Genomic DNA, 17199 nt, shown 5'->3' on the forward strand with positions numbered 1-17199 from the left:
AAATGAAAAAAATCTTTACAATTTTAGCCGTATCGGTGATTGCAATCGCAAGTGCACAAACCAATGCTTTTAAAGGATCAGACTTTGAAAACTTTACAGATTTTACTAATAGTATAAATTCTTATGGTTTAAAAGCTTATGCTACGCAAGGTGTGGGGCTAGGAGTTGGCGGCTCTGCTTCTCTAAATATTAACGCAACGCCAACTGGAAATGATTATGTTTTCACTGCTTTGGCAACAGCACCACTTCCTACAAATAAGAAAGAAATTACCTTAATGGTAAAAGGTGTGTCTGGTGGCAAATCTTTGTCTTTCAATGTTTATATGACAGATGGTTCTTATTATGTGTTTAACTTAGGAGATTTATCTACATCTCCAGTAACATTGGCAGTATCGGCATCTAACGATTATATCGGTACAATCAATACTGGTGGTGCTTATGTGAAAGTTACTTTGCCTTTAACTGGTTTAGCAAATATTAATGAAGATCCTACGAAAAATTTCTTTGCCGTGAAAGCAGGAAAAAATGCATTATTCAATATAGACATTGATGATATTAAAATCGTAGATGGAAATTTAGCAGTTGCAGATCTTACAAAAGCAAAGAAATCCCTAGTGAAAAATACAAATGTTTCTAATACAATTTCATTTGCAGGTAAATCTGATATTCAAATTTTAAATATGAACGGGCAAGTTGTAAAAAGTGCCTCTGTAAATGAAAATTCTCCTTTAAATATTTCTTCTTTAACCAAAGGTGTTTACATTGTTACAGGAAAAGTAGATGGTGAAACAGTTTCACAAAAAATCATTAAAAACTAAAATAAAAGTTTTGATAAAAAAACTGTTTCTTTTATGAAACAGTTTTTTTTTGGCTAAAATTTAGTAATATTGATAAAAAATTTAAGATGAAAAAGTTATTTTTAATTACCACAATCTGCACGCTCTCTTTTGCATCTGCACAAACAAATGCTTTCAAGGGTTCTGACTTTGAAAACTTTGCAGACTTCACCAAAAGTCTAAACAATTATGGCCTGAAATCTTACGCCACACAAGATGCCGGAAATGGCGTGGGAGATTCTGCTGCCCTGAAAATTTCTACCACAACAGATAGAAATGATTATGTTTTCACCGCGAACGGAACGGAAACACTTCCTGCAACTATCAAAGACATTACGTTTATGGTAAAAGGAACAGCAGACAAATCTTTATCTATCAATCTTTACAAAACAGACGGCTCTTCTTATAAATTTAATATTGGTGATTTAAAAGCAGATGCTACAATTGAAGTTGCAGATAATAACAATTATGCTGGCGTGATAAATACTAATGGAAAATATGTAAAAGTAACTTTAAATTGTGCAAGTTTAAAAGACATTAGCAGAGATAGTTCGAGTAATTTTTTTGCTATAAAAATCGGTAAAGAAGCTCCATATAATTTAGATATTGATGATATAAAAGTAAACTAATACCAGCCACGTCTGAAATAGTTCGAAATTGCATTGATACTCAAAACCAAAGTAAAACGTATTCTACTGCCATAATCTTTGAAGCCAGGTTCAAAACCTAAAGAAGATTGAATTGGAAAATAAACCTCTAGAAAATCTGGAATAATTTTCACTTTTACACCACTATCCCAAATAAAATCTGGGTTTTGAAATTTGTTTTTATAAACGCCTGCGTCAGCATAAACATTAAATAATTTCCAAACATGAGCGTCTATATTGGCGCTCGTAATCCATTGGTTTACAGACCGTCCTACATAAGATTTAAAACCGCCATCAGCCAAAATAAATTGTTGAGAAAGTAGGCCTTCTGTCGCACTTTGGCCGATTAATCCGTAAGAAAAAGTATAGTTCGAAACTTTTGAAATGCCATAATCAAAAAAATTATTTTTCGTAGAATTTTTCAAAAAATAGCCAGCAAAAAGCCTGAAACTAATTTTTTTATTTTGGGCATATTCCCAACGGTAAAACGCTTCGGCAGAAATTTTTTGAAAATCTTTCATCGCCTGAATATTTCCACTAATAAATTTTTCGTGTATCAACTTACTATCGCCATAGTTATAGCCTAAACTATAAAGTTCATAATTGGTATAATCATTATTGTTCAATCTTTTAGGATCTAAATCACGGTCAAAAAATGAATATGAAAAACCTAAATTTCTGCTGATAGTACTTCTTGGGTTTTTTGTAAAATTAATGTTAGCAAACGCAGAAATCTTGCGATAAGCCAAATCAAAATTATAATGAAAATAAGCACCCGAAACGCCTAAAGTAAGATTTTGATAAAAACTTTCTGGAGGCATGAAATTATAAGAAACCCCGCCAGAACCCGCAATTTCATTCGTTCCTGTGCTGTAATAAGGCGTAATTGAATACACAAATTGCTGATCAAACAAAGATTTGTTTTTAAAATTTAAACCTAGTAAAACTTTATCGTAAGCGTTAAAAGTCAATTTTGGATTTACAAAAATTTCATTGTATTCTGGGTTAGGAATGTCCTGAAAAATTTTAAACCTAATCTTCTTCATATTGGCGAACAAGCCCTTGGTGTAAATATAATTGTCTCGATAATTTTTTTCCGGGAAAATATAATCATCGTTCAAAACTATTTTATTGGCACTTTTTTGCGGAATATTATACTTTATATCTGTTTTTTTTGCAGGAGTATCATAAAAGTAGGTTTGTTTTTGGCCATTTTTAGTTTCCGTTTGCAAGAGAAACGGCAAGGCTAAATCAGTGTTTTTTTTAATTCTTACCAGAAAATTATCCTCTACTTTTTTTACGCTTTTTATTTTAAAATTATTTCTATTTTTATGGGCGATAAATTTTTGTACAAACGAAGAACTGTATTGCGATTTCACAGCCATTTGGTCTAAAAAATCTTTAGTGTCAATTTTTTGACCCAAATTTTTATTAAAATATTGCTTAAGAAAATCATCAAATTGATCAATTTCCATTTTTTCGGCTACAAAATTTAAAATGCTTCCCATCTCAAAATTACTGATCGCCAAATCATTAAAATTACTCAAACCTGTGTAAGGCGTTGTAATTTTTTGATCTAAATTTTTGCCAGCAATATAATTGTAAGCCAAGCCATAACGCTCTGAAAGTGATAAATCTGATGCGTAGAATAATTTCAGAGGTTTTAAACCAAATATGGTCACTTGATCTGGAAGTTGGCCCAAAAGTTTAGTGTCTTTATAATATTTTTTTAAATATTCAATTTCCAGATAAGTCTTTAAACCATTTTTAAACCAATGGTCTTTTATTTTATCCGTAATAAAACTTTGGTTTAATATATTTTTTGAAATAATACTGAAATAATCTAAATCTACCTTTTTTGCATCCGAAAACAATTGGTAATTAAACTTCCAAAATTTAATATCATCATCACCAAAAAATTTTTCTTTTTTTCTGAATTTTTCATCAATAAAGATTTTTGTGGGCAAAAAACCTATTTTATCTTTAATTAACTTTAATTGCAGCGGAAGGTAGAACTCCATATTTGCCTTTTCAAGCGCAGAAATAGGATAGGCGAAATATAATTTCACCGGTGAATTTTCAATATTAAAATTAAATTCGTTTGAGGTAGGAAATCTGCTGATTAGAATTTCTGGATCTACCGATAATTTCCCGATAAAATGGTTTTGATCTAATTTTTGCAAATTGCTTTCCGCCGAATAAAATGGTGGATATTCTAGTTTTATATCCCAAAAAGTATCAGCGTTTTCCGTCTCTTCTATATCTTGATAATTTCTAGAAAATTGGTCGCTATCTTCAAAAGTATCGGGAACAATGAAGAAATATTTTAGTATAATTTCATTTGCAGAGGCACCATATCCCGTGAAATAATTTAGCGGGAGTTTCAATTGGTAATTTAGAACTATTTTTATAGATTTTCCTGCCTCTAAAGGTTTTTTTAAATTGATGTAAATATTTTCTTCCTCTAAATTATTGATGTTTTGAAACTCATTTTCGAGCGAAATAGTCAAATTTTCAAGTCGTCCTAATTGGTCTTTTTTGGCAAAATATAGGTCACTTTTTCTATCTTCTAATTTTCTGTGAGCCAAAGGTGTTTTCTTATTTTTGTAGGCGGCAATCCAGTTTAATAGTTTAATTTTTGAAATACTTTCATTCAAATTATTATGATAAAAAATAGTCTGATTAACTTTTAAAGTTCGTAAATCTGCGCCCAAAGTAGCTTTCACCTCTATAGAATCTTTCTGTGAAAAGAGAGAAGTGAAACCAAAAAATAAAAAAGCCAGAAAGAGAGTGTTTCGCATTTGCATTTATAGAATTTCAAATATAAATCTATTATAGTAAAAAAAAAGAAGTTTCGTGAAATTTTTCTACCTTTAATATTAAATACGTGTTTACCTTGAAAAGCAGATTTTTAAAATTTTATTTTATTTTTTTAATCGTTTCCCATTTGAATGCCCAAGTTCAGGAAACAACGCGTTTGTTGAAAATTGATACCACAAAACAAACCATTAGAACCAGATTTCAGCCACCGAAAGGCTTCTCTTGGGTTGCAGAATCGCCGCAATCATTTGGCGATTTTTTAATTAATTTCCCCCTATATCCGCAAAATTTTCCAGTTCGGGATTTTCGCAAAATACCTATTGAAAAACAGTTCAACCATGTTGCTGTTTTAAAAATTGATGTGGGCGACAGAAATCTGCAACAGTGCGCCGATGCGTGGATTCGGCTCTACGCGGAATATCTTTTTGTTAATAAAAAATTTGATCAAATTGGTTTCCATTTCACGAGCGGCCAATTTCTGTCTTGGAAGGATTATGAAAAAGGCATCCGAACCATTGAAATAAAAGACCGCGTGAAATTTGTGAAAAGTGAAAAATTTGATAGCTCTTACAGCAATTTTAGAAATTATTTAAACTTGGTTTTCAATTATGCAGGAACCATTTCTTTAGATAAAGAAAGTAACTTAATTACTAAAAACGAAGATATAAAAACTGGTGATTTCCTGATAAAACCTGGAAGTCCGGGGCATTCTGTGATCATTGTGGGCGTTGCAAAAAATAATTTGGGTAAAAAATTATACCTTTTAGCAGAAAGTTATATGCCTGCGCAAGACATTCATATTTTAATCAATCCTACAAATAAAAAGATTTCGCCGTGGTATGAATTGGATGTGAATTCGCCAAAAACCATTACAGCAAAATATATTTTTATACCGACTTCTATTAAAAGGTTTCGGAGTAAATTGTGAGTGCTAAATTATTTTAAGTTATATCAGATTCATGTAGGCATTCCAACCTGCAATTTTGTATTCTAGAGTTGCTTTTTCCACATCGTTTGCTTTGTAAATGCCGCGCCCAACAATGATAAAATCGGTTTGTAAATTTTTAAAAACATGTTCCGGCGTGTTATATTGTTGCCCCTTATTATCGTCTTTTGTTTCTAAATTAACGCCCGGAGTGAAAAGCAAAAGGTCATCAGGAATTTTATTTTGAGAAACGCCACCAATTACATTTGGATGGTTTTGTGCAATTTTTAAAGCCTCTTCACGATAATCTGAACTGGTTAAAGTGCCTTTAGAAGACATTCCTATAATTGCAATAACGCCTACATTCAGAAAGCAATCTAAGGAAGTTTCGCCACCAATCACTTGTGAAGTTACCAAATCTGCCCAAGAAGAAATTTTATAAATTCCATTAGAAAATTGCAATTCTTGCGTATTTCCGATGTCTGCAAATTTCCGGTCTTCCATTAAAAGAAAGTTATATTTTGTCGCTAAATCTTTTAAAGGCAAGACGGTTTCGTCAAAATCAAAATCCGTCAAAATATCGATGTGCGTTTTCAGTGCGACAATATTTGGTCCTACTTTTTCAGCGAAATCTAAAAGTTCTTTAGTCGTTAAAACATCAGCGGAAGCAATTAAATTTGATTTTTTTTCAATGGCAATTTCAAGGATTTTTTTAGAAAAATGATGGTTGGCATTTTCTAATTTTTGCTCATAAGTCAAACGTTTTTCTTCTGCAAATTTCACCTGATTTCCCTTTAGAAAATCATTAATTCTGGAAATTTCTTCTTCAGAAATTAAATTATTTTTTCTTAGAATTTCGCAAACTTCAGTAATGTTAAAAAGGGAATGAACTTTAAAACCTTTTGCTTCTAAAAGTTCTTTTCCGCCTTGCTCTCTATCTAAAACCACGACAATGTCAGAAACAGAAATTCCTTCATTTTCAATCTCGGGAATTGTTTCTAATAAAGATTTTCCGCTGGTAATTACATCTTCCACCAAAAGACAATTTTGCCCTTTACTGAAAATTCCTTCAATTAATTTTTTTGTACCGTAAGTTTTGGCTTCTTTTCTTTTGATAATTAATGGCAAATCACTTTCCAAAGACATCGCAGTTGCCATCGGAAGTGCTGCGTAAGGAACGCCGCAGATTAAATCAAAATTTTCTTTTGAAACTAATTCTAGCAAAAAAGAGGAAAGTTTTTTTAGAATTTTCGGGTCTGAAGCGAGTGGTCTTAAATCTACATAAAATGGACTTTCTATGCCGCTTTTCAAGGTAAATTTCCCAAATTTAATTATTCCTAACTGATAACATTCTAATAAAAAACTTTCATTATTGCTCATTCTTTTTGTTTAATGCAAAGTTAAGATTTTTTAGATTTAGGAAAAGAATGCTTTGTTAAATCAATTAAAATATTATAAATTTGTAACCATTGTGTAAGGTTAAACAATTTGGTTATGAATGAATATATGACACTTTCAGAAACATCTGAATATATTGGTAAAAGTAAAGAAACTTTGCGAAGATGGGATAATGAAGGAAAATTAATTGCAGTCAGAGAACCAGTAAGTAACTATAGAGTTTATAGAAAATCTGATGTGGATACACTATTTGCGGATTTTTTGGAAAATAATATTGAAGAAAATTTTTCAAATTATGTAGCACCAGATAATGATTACACCGTCCTAGAACTTTTTGCAGGCGCAGGTGGTTTAGCAATTGGGCTAGAGAAGGCTGGATTAAAATGTGTGGTTTTAAATGAAATTGATAAATGGGCTTGCAATACTTTAAGAAAAAATAGACCAAATTGGAATGTTTTAGAAGGAGATATTAAAAATTTTACTTTTAAAAAATATCAAAATAAAATTGATATTGTAACCGGAGGTTTTCCTTGTCAAGCATTTAGTTATGCAGGAAAAAAATTAGGATTGGCTGACGCAAGAGGAACTTTGTTTTATGAATTTGCAAGAGTTGTAAAAGAAGTAAATCCGCCAATTTGTATCGGTGAAAATGTTCGTGGTTTATTAAGTCACGAAAAAGGGAAAACGCTTCAAGGAATGATTTCTATTTTAGATGAAATAGGTTATAATGTTGTTCCTGTACAAGTTCTGAAAGCAATTAATTTTAATGTTCCTCAGAAAAGAGAGCGTTTAATTTTAGTTGGAATTAGAAAAGATATTGAGTTAGAATATGAATATCCGAAACCGTATAAAAAAATTTATAATTTAAGAGACGCTTTAAAAAAGGGCGAATTATACGATTGTGATGTTCCAAAATCTGAAGGTTCAAAATACCCAAAAAGCAAAATAGATGTTTTAGATTTAGTGCCGCCAAAAGGTTATTGGAGAGATTTACCTATAAATATTCAAAAAGAATTTATGGGTGGAAGTTTTCATCTTGGTGGCGGAAAAACTGGAATTGCAAGGAGAATTGGTTGGGACGAACCTTGTCTTACTTTAACTTGCAGTCCTGCACAAAAACAAACAGAAAGATGTCATCCAGAAGAAACTCGACCGTTTACGGTTAGAGAATATGCTAGAATTCAGACTTTTCCAGACGATTGGAAATTTGAAGGTTCAGTTGCACAACAATATAAACAAATTGGTAACGCAGTTCCAGTTAATTTAGGTAAGGAAGTCGGCTTTTCAATTATAAAATTCTTGAATGCTTATTATGGCTCTTTAAAATTAAAAAGTTGAGAATTTTCTATTTCTTTGGCTAATTTTTCAACACCTTTATTAATTAAATTTTGGGTATCAATATTCTCGATTAATATTTGAAGATTCTCTACCAATCCATCATAAAAATTTGGAAAACCGGTAATTCTATGCCAAAATTCTTTTCCAATAATTACTGGATGACTTTTGTCGATTACTTTATAATGCATACTCAATTCATCTAGTTCGCCGTAAAGAACACCAACAATAAAATCGGTATTATTTATATTTTTAAATGCTTTATTTGTTCTTGCCAGATTTATTGTATTTGTAAATTTTTTTATCAAAGGTTTTACATCTTCAGAATTAATGGTGTTTGGTCCAGATTTTAATTGACACCATTTTCTACGATTGTCAATTTTATCTAAAAATTCTATATCCATTCCATTTATTAACGAACCTTCGGCAATTTTTAAATCAACAAACATATTTTGAATTCTTGTTCCAAACGAAGTATTTATTGAAGTTCCTAAAACTCTTGGATAATATAAGGCTTTTGCAACTCCAATTGGTGTATAAGCATTTTCTAAAATTTTGGATAAATATTTTACAACAATAGGATTTATATTGTAGTTTTTAAGTTTACAATTTCTGTTTAATGATGCTGAAATATGATTTTCAAAAATATAAGTCTTGAAATATTCAACAATTTCTTTAGTGGTTTCTTCTTGAGTTTTAACTTTCATTCTTTATATTATTTTGTAAATATAGTAAAAAACAGTACTAATAATTTTCTAATAATGAATTTCTAAAATCTTCTAATTTAATTTCTCTCTAAAAATCTTACCTTTGAGACGTTTTTAAAATAAATTACAATGAAACGCTTTTATCCATTATTTTTTTTACTGATTTCAGTTTTTGCTTTTTCTCAAGTTGATGAAAAGAAATTAGATGATTTAATCCAAAATACTTTAAAAACCTTCGACGTTCCGGGAATGTCAGTTGGGATTATAAAAGATGGAAAACTCATTTATGCCAAAGGTTTTGGCGTGGCTTCTTTAACCACAAAAAAACCAATGGATGAAAATACTTTGGTCGGAATTGCGTCCAATTCTAAAGGTTTCACAGTAACTGCTTTGGCGATGCTTGCCGACGAAGGAAAACTAAATTGGGACGATAAAGTGTCGAAATATATCCCAGAATTTAAAATGTATGACGCTTATCCAAGCCAAGAAGTAACGATTAAAGATTTGGTGACGCATCGCGCTGGTTTAGGTTTAGGAGCAGGAGATTTAATGTTTTTCCCAGAAGGCGGTCCATTTACCGTTGAAGACATCATTAATAAAGTAAAATATTTAAAACCAACTTATTCTTTCCGCGATGGAATGGAGTATAACAACATCATGTTTATTGTTGCAGGAGAAGTGATTCACAGAGTTTCTGGGATGGAATGGGCAGATTTTATTGAACAAAAAATTATGAAACCTGTCGGAATGACATCAAGTTTTGGAAGTTATAACCGCGCAAAAAATGTAACAAATAAAATCGATGCACACGCGCCAATTAACGGAAAAGCCGTTCAAGTGCCTCACGATTGGAACGAAACCGCAAACGCAGCAGGCGGAATTATGAGCAACATAAAAGATATGACGACTTGGGCAGATTTCTTAATGAATGGTTTTACAACTAAAGATGGGAAAAAATTAGTTTCAGATAAACAAATTCAGCAAATCTGGGAAATTCAGCGACCGATTTCTGTGGCTTTAAAAAACCCTTACGACACGCATTTTTATGGTTACGGAATGGGTTGGTTTTTAAGCGATGTAAAAGGTCATTTTCAAGTGCAACACACAGGCGGATTAATTGGAACGGTAACGCAATTTACTTTAATTCCAGATATGAAATTAGGAATTGTAGTTTTGACAAACCAACAAAGTGGCGCGGCATTTAACACGATTACAAACACCATAAAAGATTCTTATTTAGGTTTGAAAGACAGAAATTGGCTGAAAACTTATAGCGATAGAATGCAAAATTATAATGCTAAAATAGAGAAGGGAAAACAAGAAGTTTTTGCAAAATCTGCTGCTTTTGCTAAAACCGATTTAGAGCCAAAAGATTCTCAATTCGTCGGAACTTATAAAGACAAATGGTTTGGTGATGTTGAAATTAAAAAAGAGGGAAATATTTACCGTTTTCTTCCAAAAAATTCGCCGCATTTAGTGGGAACGCTTTTACCTTATTCTGAAAATACATTTATTGTAAAATTAGATAATCAAAGTTACGATGCCGATGAATTTATCATTTTTAATTTTGATGAAAACGGAAATGCTACTTCTGCTAAAATAAAACCACTTTCAGACGTTACAGATTTTAGTTTTGATTTTCAAGATTTGGATTTGCAGAAAGTGAAATAAAGTTTAAACCACAAAAGGCACAAAAGATTTATGCTTTTTAAGGTTAAATTAAGCCTTTTTAAAGTTTGAAAAAGTTAAAATATTGACTCATGAAATCGAAATTAATTATTTATTTTTTAGCATTTCTGGACATTTTAACTTGTTTTAAAATGTCTATTTTGCTCGAAATGTTTATTTTCGATTTTTTACATATTTTATTTTTAATTCTTTTATTTTCATTTGTTTTATCTGCAATATTTTTAATTTGGAAAACTAAAAAAGGCTTAATTCTAAATTTTATTCAATTCCCATTTAGAATTTATTTTGCAATTTATTCTTTTTGGTTTATTTCAATTTTTTTTAAAGAATCTAAAGATTTTGTAAAACCATTTTTTATAATTGCAACTATTTTAGAATGTTTTAGAATTATTTTTGAAATTTATCTTTACAGAAAATTTAAAAATATATATTAATAAACTTTGTTTAAAATCAATATTGACCTTTGCGCTCATTGCGTGAAATCTTTAAATAAAATTAAATCGAAAAAACCTTTGCGCTCATTGCGTGAAATCTTTACATAAAATTAAATCGAATTCGGTTTATAAAATGCTACTATTTTTTTGCTAGCATTTTCAAATTCAGACCATTGTTCGCAATCGATATTATAAATCGCAACGCCGCAAGTGGGGAAGTGAATAATTTCATCTGTTAAAGAATTTGCAAAATTTGAAATACCGTTATTGTGCGAAAACAGGGCAACAGAATCATTTTCATCATCTAAAGAAAAAATAACAGAAAGAACATTTTTTTCCGAAGGATGGTATAATTTTTCTGCAGTTTCAAAAGATTTTTCATAGTGTTTAGAAAAAATTTCGCAGGTTTCTACTGTTCTAGTTGCCGGACTTGCCAGAAAATAATCAATTTTAATTTCTTTATCCAGAAAATATTTCGCCATTTTTTCTGCCTCATTAATTCCAGATTGCGCCAAAGGTCTATCTAAATCTTCAGTATTTTCTGGCCAATCACTTTTAGCGTGGCGAATTAATATTAGGGTTTTCATCTATTGGATTATTTATTTTGTTTTTGAATATTTTTGATAATTTAGTTTAATTTGAAATTATATACAAATGTGGCAAAAAAAAATATAAAAAAGTGTATGAAATTTATCATACAGGTCTATTTATTAGCAATCTAAATTTAAATAATTATTTGAATTTTATATTCAAAGTAAAACATTAAAATTCATGGTTTTGCTAAAATTTAGTAAATTTGCAATCTGATGGGAAAAACGCTTGCAATTGATTATGGAAAGGTAAGATGTGGTCTTGCGGAAACCGATGATTTAAAAATAATTGCGAGTGGTTTGCCAACAATTCCGACGATTGAACTTTTAAATTTTTTAAAAAATTATATTAAAAATAATAAAGTTGATGAATTGGTGATTGGGCAACCTTTAGATTTAAAAGGCAATTTGAACGAAGTGGAAACTGATATTTTAAAATTTATAGAAAAATTTAAAGTAGAATTTCCAGAAATAAAAGTTTTTCGTTTAGATGAAAGATTTACCTCAAAAATGGCAAGTTTTTTCATTAGCCAAAGTGGGAAAACCAAAAAGAAAAGGGAAGAAAAAGGTTTAATAGACAAAGTAAGTGCAACCATAATTTTGCAAAACTTTTTAGAACAGAAATAAACATGATATTACCAATTCGGGCATTTGGAGACCCGGTTTTAAGAAAAAAGGGAAAAGATATTTCGCAAGATTATCCAGGCTTGAAAGACTTGGTTTCAAATATGTTTGAAACTATGGATGAAGCGAATGGCATTGGCTTAGCTGCGCCACAAGTCGGTTTAGATTTACGACTTTTTGTGGTCGATTTATCGCCTTTGGCTGAAGATGAAGATTATGCGGATATTGCCACAGAATTGAAAAATTTTAAAAAGGTTTTCATCAATGCGACTATTCTGGAAGAAACAGGCGAAGTTTGGAAATTTAATGAAGGTTGCCTTTCCATACCAGAAGTTCGCGAAGATGTAGCAAGGCACGAAACCATTACGATTGAGTATTACGATGAAAATTTCAATAAACACACCGATACTTTTTCGGATATGCGCGCTCGCGTTATTCAGCATGAATATGACCATATTGAAGGCATACTTTTTACCGATCATTTGAGTTCTTTAAAGAAAAAAATGGTAAAAGGCAAACTAACGAAGATTTCTCACGGTGAAGTGAATGTAAATTATAAAATGAGGTTTCCGAAGTAGGAAATTTTAATTATTTTAAAAAAATATAGACCAAAATTTAATCAAAAAAATATTATGCAATTAGAAAAAATAATCTCAATTTCTGGCAAACCAGGACTTTTTAAATTGGTATCCCAATTAAAAAATGGATTTATAATAGAAGATATTACAACCAAGAAAAAAGCGAGTATTTCCAATTCTTCCCAAGTAAGTCTTTTAGATAATATTGCAATGTTTACTTTCGATAAAGAAGTGCCTTTATTTGAAGTTTTAGAAAATGTGGCCAAAAAAGAGAATTATAAAGCAACCATTTCTCATAAATCTACCGATGCAGAACTTCGCACTTTTATGGCAGAAGTTTTACCAGATTATGACAAAGACCGCGTTTATGTTTCTGATATTAAAAAACTAGCACAATGGTATAATTTACTAGAAAAAGCAGGATACATCACGCCAGAAAGTTTTGTGAAAGAAGAAAGCAACGAAGAAACCGAAGTTGAAAAACCATCAATAGAAAAAAAAGAAGCCAAGAAAACTGCACCAAAGAAAGAAAAAACGGTGACACCAAAAGTAAAATCTACTTCTTCCGCAAAATCTACAGCGAAAAGTACGCATAGAAAAATGGGGTAATTTTTAGGATGAAAAATTGCTCTGTATTTTGAATAAAAATTGTTTTTTATGAATATATTATGAAATCGCCATGATTTGCAAGCGCAAACACCTATTAACATTGAGCGATTGCATATGACCTAAAAAAAAACAATAAATATCTACAGATGAAAAAAATAATTTTTTATTTATCATTTTTATTTCTTGGCTGTTTTGTAATTTCTTGCGACAGAACCGAACCAGCCATCGGAAAATGGGAAGATAATATTAAACTTTCTGATAAAACAGCAACTTTAAGTTCTGGTTCAAATTCTATTATAATTTCAACTCAATCAACAAATTGGTGGTTAGACAGCATTTCTTTAAATGGAAAAATAATAGATTTGCAGAACATTGATCGATTTTCTAAAAACTTCTTGTTTTCGCACTCCGATTTTACAGTTGAACGTAAAGAAGATGGAAAAAAAATCATTATTTCTATGAATCAAAATACTGCAAATGTTGAGAGAATTTTGGTTGTAAGAGTGGAACAAGGAGATTATTTTGATTCTGTAAAAGTAACGCAAGCAAAACAATAAATTTTTTTTAAATATTTTTAATTCGGCAAAGTTTATAATCTTTGCCGTTTTTTTATTAAAACTAAAACCTAAAAGTAATGACTTCCAGAAAAGAACAACTCGAGTATTTTAATCAACTTTTAGATATTATGGAAGATTTGCGCGCAAAATGTCCGTGGGATAAAGTGCAAACTTTAGAAACTTTGCGGCCATTAACTTTGGAGGAAACTTATGAATTATCTGATGCCATTATTGCAAATGATTTACAGGAAATAAAAAAGGAAATTGGCGATGTTTTACTGCATTTGGTTTTTTATTCAAAAATTGGAAGTGAAGAAAATGCGTTTGATATCGGTGAAGTGGTAAAATCTTTAAATGAAAAATTAATTTTTCGTCATCCACATATTTATGGTGATGTTGAGGTGAAAAATGAAGAAGAAGTAAAGCAAAACTGGGAAAAATTAAAATTAAAAGAAGGCAATAAATCGGTTTTGGGCGGCGTTCCAAAAAGTTTACCTTCTTTGATAAAAGCCTTTAGAATGCAAGATAAAGTAAAAGGAATTGGCTTTGAATTTCATAATCCGGAAGATGCTTGGAAAAAAGTGGAAGAGGAGTTAGAAGAATTTCACGCAGAAACTGAATTAGAAAAAAAAGAACAAGAATTAGGCGACGTCTTTTTTTCATTAATAAATTACGCCCGAATGAACGGCTTAAATCCTGATTCTGCATTAGAAAAAACCAATAATAAATTTCTGAAACGATTTCAATTAATGGAGAATTTGGCTTTAGAAAAAAACTTAAAACTTCAAAATTTAAGTTTAGACGAAATGGATGAATTATGGGAAGAAGCTAAGAAAGGAGAATAAAATTTTTTCATAAATTTCAAAGATTTACAAAGATTTTTTTTCATTTCTATGTTTTTTAGTTTTTAGAAATAAACTTTAAAGCGCACTTTTTTGTCTTTGTGGTTATTTAATAACACACCTCAAGGCCTGTTCTCACTAACTCGTTTTTTTATAGCGCAACATTGCCCAAGAAATTCCCACAATTCCCAAACCTGTGATGTAGGCAAAATGGGGCAATAAATCCATAAAACCGCTGTTTTTTAGCATAATTAATCGAATTCCTTCTACACCGTAAGTGACGGGATTTGCTTTTGCAATATACCGCGCCCACTCAGCCATACTTTCTATCGGCGTGAAAAGCCCGCTCATCAAAATGAAAATCATCATAAAGAAAAAAACCATAAACATCGCTTGCTGCTGCGTTTCGCTATAAACTGAGGCCAAAAGTCCCAATCCTAAAATCGCAATTAAATAAACAGAAAGAAAGGCATACAAAAGTAGAAAACTACCTTGCATTTGTATTTTGTAAACAAAAATTGTAACCAAAAGACCGATGCTAAAAGCGACCATAGACAAAATCCAAAACGGAATGAGTTTCCCCATAATAAAATCACGCTTTTTAATCGGTGATACATTTATTTGTTCAATGGTGCCGATTTCTTTTTCCTGAACGATGTTTAAAGCCGTTAAATATGTGCTAATCAAGGTTACCAAAAAAACCAATATACCGGGAACAAGGGAAAGTCTGTAGTTATAATTTTCATTAAACCAAAAATTGGGCACGATTTCTACGCCAGAATTTTTCTTCGCCGTTTCTATTTCAGGATTCATTTTCACCTGAATTTGCTGATTGTAATTTTGTAAAATTTGGGCGAGATAACTTGCAGAAAGTCCGGCTTTTGTTCCATTGATGGCATTGATGGCGAGTAAAACTTTTTCTTTGTTTTCCCGAACTAAATCTTTCTCGAAATTATTGGGAATTTCAATGATTAAATCTACTTTGTCTTTTTCTATTTGCTCGTAAGATTTTGGATAACTTTCTCCATAACCCACGATTTTGAAATATCCTGAAGCGGTGATTGTTCGGATGAGTTCTCGGGATTCTGTGGATTTATCGTGATCTACGATGGCAATTTTTATGTCTTTTATTTCATAATTTGCCGCCAAAGGAAGAATTACCAATTGCATTACAGGCATCACGAAAATGATGGCTAAAATGGATTTGTTCCTGAATATTTGCAGGAATTCTTTTTTTATTAATATGAATAATGTTCTAAACATTTTGTTTTTTAAGTAGATATTATGTAAGAAGGATTATATAAGAAGTATTATGTAAGAAGTATTATGTATAAAGTTTAAATTATTAAGTATAAAATATGAATTATTTTAAAATTATTAACTAAATATTGATTACCACCAACAGTCAACTTTCAACCGTCAACCGTCAACTGTCAACTGTCAACCGTCAACCGTCAACCATCAACCGTTAACTATTTTCATTCTAAACGTATTTTAAATTTTTTCACGGCGATGATGAATAAAACCGTCATCATTCCCAAAAGGACGAGAAGGTGTTTCCAGACGACTTCTAGACCGGTTCCTTTGATCATTATATTTTTTACAATTTCGTAGTACCATTTTGCAGGAATGATGTTGCCGACGACTTGCAGCGGAATTGGCATATTTTCTACGGGGAACATAAAACCGCTTAACATCAAGGTTGGAAGCATCGTTCCGATAAGGGAAATGAGCATCGCGGTTTGTTGAGAATCGGTTACAATGGAAATTACAATTCCAATCAAAAGATTGGTGATAATAAAAATAATACTGATGCCGAAGAGCAAAAATAAACTTCCTTGGATGGGTAAATCGAGCACGCTTACGCTCAAAATGAGGATGGAAATGAGAATTAAAATCGACAAAATAAAGTAAGGAATTGCTTTCGCCAAAATAATAATGTACGGTTTCATAGGCGAAACGAGAAGAATTTCCATGGTTCCGGTTTCTTTTTCGCGAACGATTGCAATGGCTGTCATCAAAACACAAATGATAAGTAAAATAAAGGCCATCACGCCGGGAACGAAATTTGGCGCGCCTTTTAATTGCGGATTATAAAGCATTCGGATTTCTGGCTGAACGCCAGAATTTGCATGCAGGGTTTGTTGTCCGTAAAAATCTAGAATAATATTCGATATAAAATTATAGATTTGATTGGCGAGATTAATGTCGGTTCCATCGCAGATGAGTTGCAATTGCGTTTTTTTTCCGCTGTTCATATCTTGCGAAAATTGGGCAGGAATTACCAAAATCATTTTTATTTTTCCACCTTTGAAAGCGTCTTCTGCTTCGTTTATGGATTTTAAATTTTTGTCGATATCAAAATATTGATTGGCGTCAATTTTTGAAATTAATTCCATCGAAGTTTGGGTTTTATCTTGGTCTAAAATCGCCAATTTTGTATCTTTTACTTCGGTGCTCAAAGCAAAGCCAAAAAGCAGAATTTGCACAATCGGCATTCCGAAAAGTACCATCAAAGTCCTTTTATCGCGCAAAACGTGTAAAAATTCTTTTTTTACAAAAGTTAGAAGTTGCTTCATTTTTTTAGTGGATAAGTGACAATTGATAA

Annotated in this window: 16 protein-coding genes; 10 read left to right on the top strand and 6 right to left on the bottom strand. The window is 31.2% G+C overall.

What is annotated here, in order from left to right; all coding sequences use genetic code 11:
* The first annotated feature begins 2 nt into the window (after positions 1–2).
* Together C4S29_RS00080 and C4S29_RS00085 are read left to right on the top strand one after the other, a co-directional pair.
* The gene (locus tag C4S29_RS00080; protein WP_103912093.1) at positions 3–818 is read left to right on the top strand and encodes a T9SS type A sorting domain-containing protein; all 816 of its coding nucleotides are present in this window, start codon (positions 3–5) and stop codon (positions 816–818) included.
* Between the two features lie 86 nt (positions 819–904).
* Positions 905–1465: a hypothetical protein gene (locus C4S29_RS00085; RefSeq protein WP_103912094.1), complete on the top strand. Its 561-nt coding sequence runs from the start codon at positions 905–907 to the stop codon at positions 1463–1465.
* Here C4S29_RS00085 and C4S29_RS00090 read toward each other — a convergent pair.
* Complete coding sequence (locus C4S29_RS00090; RefSeq protein ID WP_233740449.1) at positions 1462–4284, bottom strand: gluzincin family metallopeptidase; 2823 nt, start codon at positions 4282–4284, stop codon at positions 1462–1464. The two genes, C4S29_RS00085 and C4S29_RS00090, sit on opposite strands and share 4 nt — an antisense overlap.
* A 146-nt stretch (positions 4285–4430) precedes the next feature.
* On the opposite strand from C4S29_RS00090, the gene C4S29_RS00095 reads away from it, so the two are divergent.
* Positions 4431–5231: a DUF4846 domain-containing protein gene (locus tag C4S29_RS00095; RefSeq protein ID WP_233740450.1), complete on the top strand. Its 801-nt coding sequence runs from the start codon at positions 4431–4433 to the stop codon at positions 5229–5231.
* Between the two features lie 18 nt (positions 5232–5249).
* On the opposite strand, the gene pyrF is transcribed toward C4S29_RS00095, so the two are convergent.
* A complete protein-coding gene (pyrF, locus tag C4S29_RS00100; protein ID WP_103912097.1) occupies positions 5250–6608 on the bottom strand; it encodes an orotidine-5'-phosphate decarboxylase in 1359 nt (452 codons plus the stop codon).
* Positions 6609–6722: 114 nt separating this feature from the next.
* Here pyrF and dcm point away from each other — a divergent pair, with 114 nt between their 5' ends.
* On the top strand, positions 6723–7964 hold the full coding sequence (gene dcm / locus C4S29_RS00105; RefSeq protein ID WP_103912098.1) for a DNA (cytosine-5-)-methyltransferase: 1242 nt from the start codon (positions 6723–6725) through the stop codon (positions 7962–7964).
* Here dcm and C4S29_RS00110 read toward each other — a convergent pair.
* Positions 7937–8668 (bottom strand): PmeII family type II restriction endonuclease, encoded by a 732-nt coding sequence (locus C4S29_RS00110; protein WP_103912099.1) that lies wholly within the window; start codon positions 8666–8668, stop codon positions 7937–7939. The genes dcm and C4S29_RS00110 overlap by 28 nt on opposite strands.
* A gap of 129 nt (positions 8669–8797) precedes the next feature.
* Here C4S29_RS00110 and C4S29_RS00115 point away from each other — a divergent pair, with 129 nt between their 5' ends.
* Positions 8798–10339, top strand: coding sequence for a serine hydrolase (locus C4S29_RS00115; RefSeq protein ID WP_103912100.1), 1542 nt, complete (start codon positions 8798–8800; stop codon positions 10337–10339).
* Between the two features lie 562 nt (positions 10340–10901).
* On the opposite strand, the gene C4S29_RS00125 is transcribed toward C4S29_RS00115, so the two are convergent.
* Entirely contained in the window at positions 10902–11378 is a 477-nt protein-coding gene (locus C4S29_RS00125) for a SixA phosphatase family protein (RefSeq protein ID WP_103912102.1), read from the bottom strand.
* A gap of 219 nt (positions 11379–11597) precedes the next feature.
* Here C4S29_RS00125 and ruvX point away from each other — a divergent pair, with 219 nt between their 5' ends.
* The 5 genes from ruvX to mazG all read left to right on the top strand — a co-directional run bounded on the left by ruvX (position 11598) and on the right by mazG (position 14594).
* Positions 11598–12008: a Holliday junction resolvase RuvX gene (ruvX, locus tag C4S29_RS00130; RefSeq protein WP_103912103.1), complete on the top strand. Its 411-nt coding sequence runs from the start codon at positions 11598–11600 to the stop codon at positions 12006–12008.
* A 2-nt stretch (positions 12009–12010) separates the two neighbouring features.
* A complete protein-coding gene (def, locus tag C4S29_RS00135; RefSeq protein ID WP_103912104.1) occupies positions 12011–12583 on the top strand; it encodes a peptide deformylase in 573 nt (190 codons plus the stop codon).
* Positions 12584–12637: 54 nt separating this feature from the next.
* Positions 12638–13192 (top strand): DUF5606 family protein, encoded by a 555-nt coding sequence (locus tag C4S29_RS00140; RefSeq protein WP_103912105.1) that lies wholly within the window; start codon positions 12638–12640, stop codon positions 13190–13192.
* A 146-nt stretch (positions 13193–13338) separates the two neighbouring features.
* Entirely contained in the window at positions 13339–13749 is a 411-nt protein-coding gene (locus C4S29_RS00145) for a hypothetical protein (RefSeq protein ID WP_103912106.1), read from the top strand.
* 77 nt (positions 13750–13826) lie between these two features.
* Positions 13827–14594: a nucleoside triphosphate pyrophosphohydrolase gene (gene mazG / locus C4S29_RS00150; RefSeq protein ID WP_103912107.1), complete on the top strand. Its 768-nt coding sequence runs from the start codon at positions 13827–13829 to the stop codon at positions 14592–14594.
* Between the two features lie 135 nt (positions 14595–14729).
* Here mazG and C4S29_RS00155 read toward each other — a convergent pair whose 3' ends face one another.
* Both C4S29_RS00155 and C4S29_RS00160 read right to left on the bottom strand, forming a co-directional pair.
* Positions 14730–15854 (bottom strand): ABC transporter permease, encoded by a 1125-nt coding sequence (locus C4S29_RS00155; protein ID WP_103912108.1) that lies wholly within the window; start codon positions 15852–15854, stop codon positions 14730–14732.
* Positions 15855–16069: 215 nt separating this feature from the next.
* On the bottom strand, positions 16070–17170 hold the full coding sequence (locus tag C4S29_RS00160; RefSeq protein WP_103912109.1) for an ABC transporter permease: 1101 nt from the start codon (positions 17168–17170) through the stop codon (positions 16070–16072).
* Between the last annotated feature and the right edge of the window lie 29 nt (positions 17171–17199).

The organism is Halpernia humi (assembly GCF_900108025.1).
GTDB classification, from domain to species: Bacteria; Bacteroidota; Bacteroidia; order Flavobacteriales; family Weeksellaceae; genus Halpernia; species Halpernia humi.

What these genes read in the sequence shown, in the direction of transcription:
- C4S29_RS00110 (WP_103912099.1), bottom strand. Translation starts at nt 8,668, where the DNA reads ATGAAAGTTAAAACTCAAGAAGAAACCACTAAAGAAATTGTTGAATAT.
- C4S29_RS00155 (WP_103912108.1), bottom strand. Translation starts at nt 15,854, where the DNA reads ATGTTTAGAACATTATTCATATTAATAAAAAAAGAATTCCTGCAAATA.
- C4S29_RS00115 (WP_103912100.1), top strand. Translation starts at nt 8,798, where the DNA reads ATGAAACGCTTTTATCCATTATTTTTTTTACTGATTTCAGTTTTTGCT.
- C4S29_RS00090 (WP_233740449.1), bottom strand. Translation starts at nt 4,284, where the DNA reads ATGCGAAACACTCTCTTTCTGGCTTTTTTATTTTTTGGTTTCACTTCT.
- pyrF (WP_103912097.1), bottom strand. Translation starts at nt 6,608, where the DNA reads ATGAGCAATAATGAAAGTTTTTTATTAGAATGTTATCAGTTAGGAATA.
- dcm (WP_103912098.1), top strand. Translation starts at nt 6,723, where the DNA reads ATGAATGAATATATGACACTTTCAGAAACATCTGAATATATTGGTAAA.
- C4S29_RS00125 (WP_103912102.1), bottom strand. Translation starts at nt 11,378, where the DNA reads ATGAAAACCCTAATATTAATTCGCCACGCTAAAAGTGATTGGCCAGAA.
- C4S29_RS00160 (WP_103912109.1), bottom strand. Translation starts at nt 17,170, where the DNA reads ATGAAGCAACTTCTAACTTTTGTAAAAAAAGAATTTTTACACGTTTTG.
- C4S29_RS00140 (WP_103912105.1), top strand. Translation starts at nt 12,638, where the DNA reads ATGCAATTAGAAAAAATAATCTCAATTTCTGGCAAACCAGGACTTTTT.
- C4S29_RS00145 (WP_103912106.1), top strand. Translation starts at nt 13,339, where the DNA reads ATGAAAAAAATAATTTTTTATTTATCATTTTTATTTCTTGGCTGTTTT.
- def (WP_103912104.1), top strand. Translation starts at nt 12,011, where the DNA reads ATGATATTACCAATTCGGGCATTTGGAGACCCGGTTTTAAGAAAAAAG.
- C4S29_RS00080 (WP_103912093.1), top strand. Translation starts at nt 3, where the DNA reads ATGAAAAAAATCTTTACAATTTTAGCCGTATCGGTGATTGCAATCGCA.
- ruvX (WP_103912103.1), top strand. Translation starts at nt 11,598, where the DNA reads ATGGGAAAAACGCTTGCAATTGATTATGGAAAGGTAAGATGTGGTCTT.
- mazG (WP_103912107.1), top strand. Translation starts at nt 13,827, where the DNA reads ATGACTTCCAGAAAAGAACAACTCGAGTATTTTAATCAACTTTTAGAT.
- C4S29_RS00085 (WP_103912094.1), top strand. Translation starts at nt 905, where the DNA reads ATGAAAAAGTTATTTTTAATTACCACAATCTGCACGCTCTCTTTTGCA.